A 2,487-nucleotide genomic window follows, 5' to 3' on the forward strand; every position below is an offset into this window, starting at 1 on the left:
CGGGGAGGGCGGCCTGTTCCGGCTGCGGGACGGCGAGTGGCGGTCCATCGAACCAGCCTCACCGGCCGTACCGGGGGAGGACACCCCGGACGGCGACCGGCTCACCATGGACCTCGGCATCCCGGTCCCGCCGAGCCCGTACGAGCCCGCCGAGCCGGCGCAGCTGCCGTTCCGGTTCCGGGCCGCCATAGCCCGGCCGGGTGATGTGCTGATGATGTGCACCTCCGGCCTCGCCGACCCGCTGCGCGGCGAGGCGTCCCTGCGGGCCTTCCTGGGGCGCCGCTGGTCCCGCGCCGCCGCGCCCGGTCTCGCCGGGTTCCTGGCGGACGTCCGGACGAGGGTGAAGGGGTACGCCGACGACCGTACGGCCGCCGCTGTTTGGGAGGCGTAACCGGGGCCCCTGTGACTTGATGGAAGCGCAGGGGCGTATCCCAGGGACCGCGAAGGGGCGGACGACCGTCATGGCCAAACAGAACGTCGCCGAGCAGTTCGTCGACATCCTCGCCCGCGCCGGCGTGCGCCGTATGTACGGCGTCGTCGGCGACAGCCTCAACCCGATCGTGGACGCCGTGCGCCGCAACGCCGCGATCGACTGGGTGCACGTGCGACACGAGGAGGTCGCCGCCTTCGCGGCCGGTGCCGAGGCGCAGATCACCGGCAAGCTCACCGCGTGCGCGGGCTCCTGCGGCCCCGGCAACCTGCACCTGATCAACGGCCTCTACGACGCCCACCGCTCCATGGCGCCCGTGCTGGCGCTGGCCTCCCACATCCCGTCCAGCGAGATCGGCCTCTCCTACTTCCAGGAGACGCACCCGGAGCGGCTGTTCCAGGAGTGCAGCCACTACAGCGAGATGATCTCCAACCCGCAGCAGATGCCCCGGCTGCTCCAGACGGCGATCCAGCACGCCATCGGTCAGCGGGGCGTCAGCGTGGTCACCCTGCCCGGCGACGTCGCCGACCAGCCCGCCCCCGACCGGTCCTTCGAGAGCGCCCTGGTCACCTCCCGGCCCACGATCCGCCCCGGCGACGCCGAGATCGACCGCCTGGTGGAGATGATCGACCAGGCCGACAAGGTCACCCTGTTCTGCGGCGCCGGCACGGCGGGCGCGCACGCCGAGGTGATGGAGTTCGCGGGCCGCATCAAGTCCCCGGTGGGCCACGCCCTGCGCGGCAAGGAGTGGATTCAGTACGACAACCCGTTCGACGTCGGCATGAGCGGGCTGCTCGGGTACGGTGCGGCCTACGAGGCCACCCACGAGTGCGAGCTGCTGATCCTGGTCGGCACCGACTTCCCGTACAACGCGTTCCTGCCGGACGACGTGAAGATCGCGCAGATCGACGTACGGCCCGAGGTCATCGGACGGCGTTCGCGGCTGGACCTCGCGGTGTGGGGGGACGTCCGCGAGACGCTGCGGTGTCTGGTCCCGCGGGTGCGGGAGAAGACGGACCGCCGCTTCCTGGACAAGATGCTGAGGAAACACGCCGACGCGCTGGAGGGCGTGGTCAAGGCGTACACCCGCAAGGTGGACAAGCACATCCCCATCCACCCCGAGTATGTGGCGTCCGTACTGGACGATTTGGCGGACGACGACGCGATCTTCACCGTCGACACCGGCATGAACAACGTCTGGGCCGCCCGCTACATCTCGCCCAACGGCCGCCGCCGGATCATCGGTTCGTTCTCCCACGGCTCGATGGCCAACGCGATGCCGATGGCCATCGGCGCCCAGCTCGTGGACCGGAACCGGCAGGTCGTCGCCATGGCCGGTGACGGCGGGTTCACCATGCTGATGGGCGACTTCCTGACCCTGGTGCAGCAGGATCTGCCGGTCAAGATCGTGCTGTTCAACAACTCCGCGCTCGGCATGGTGGAGTTGGAGATGCTGGTCGCCGGACTGCCGTCGTACGGCACCACCGACGTCAACCCCGACTTCGCCGAAGTCGCCCGCGCCTGCGGGGTGTTCGGCGTGCGGGTGGAGAAGCCCAAGCAGCTGGCCGGGGCCCTGAAGGACGCTTTCAAGCACAAGGGGCCGGCGCTGGTGGACGTCGTCACCGACCCCAACGCCCTCTCGATCCCGCCGAAGATCAAGGCCGACATGGTCACCGGGTTCGCGCTGTCCGCCTCGAAGATCGTGCTGGACGGCGGCGTCGGCCGGATGCTCCAGATGGCGCGCTCCAACCTCCGCAACGTCCCCCGGCCCTGAACTCGCCCTGGAAGCGGTGATTTCCGGTCAGTTTCACCGCGCGTGACCGATTGGCGGCACAGGGTGCGCGGATGGGTCCGCAGGAGCCCGCAGACGGCTCCTGCGGCGCCTTTCGGCCGCCTCGGCGCTTTCCGTAGGGGTGTCGAGGCGGCCGGTGGAGGGCCCGTACGGGCGCCGCGCGTGGCCGAACACCCGGCGGTCGGGCGACGGCCATGACTGGCCGTTGGTCCGCTGGGCAACCATCCGTCGTGGACGCGGTCGACCAGAAGGGGGAGGGCCGGCG

General features: G+C 70.5%; 1 protein-coding gene and 1 pseudogene. Both read left to right on the plus strand.

Features of this window, described 5'->3' with window-relative positions; translation table 11 throughout:
- Positions 1 to 391, plus strand: a pseudogene (locus CCN33_RS24890) (protein phosphatase 2C domain-containing protein); the annotation flags it as partial.
- A 70-nt stretch (positions 392 to 461) separates the two neighbouring features.
- Positions 462 to 2,204, plus strand: a complete 1,743-nt coding sequence (locus CCN33_RS24895; RefSeq protein ID WP_086695721.1) for a pyruvate dehydrogenase — start codon at positions 462 to 464, stop codon at positions 2,202 to 2,204.
- The last annotated feature ends 283 nt before the right edge of the window (positions 2,205 to 2,487 follow it).

This window comes from Streptomyces recifensis (assembly GCF_002154615.1).
Lineage (GTDB): Bacteria > Actinomycetota > Actinomycetes > Streptomycetales > Streptomycetaceae > Streptomyces > Streptomyces griseoluteus.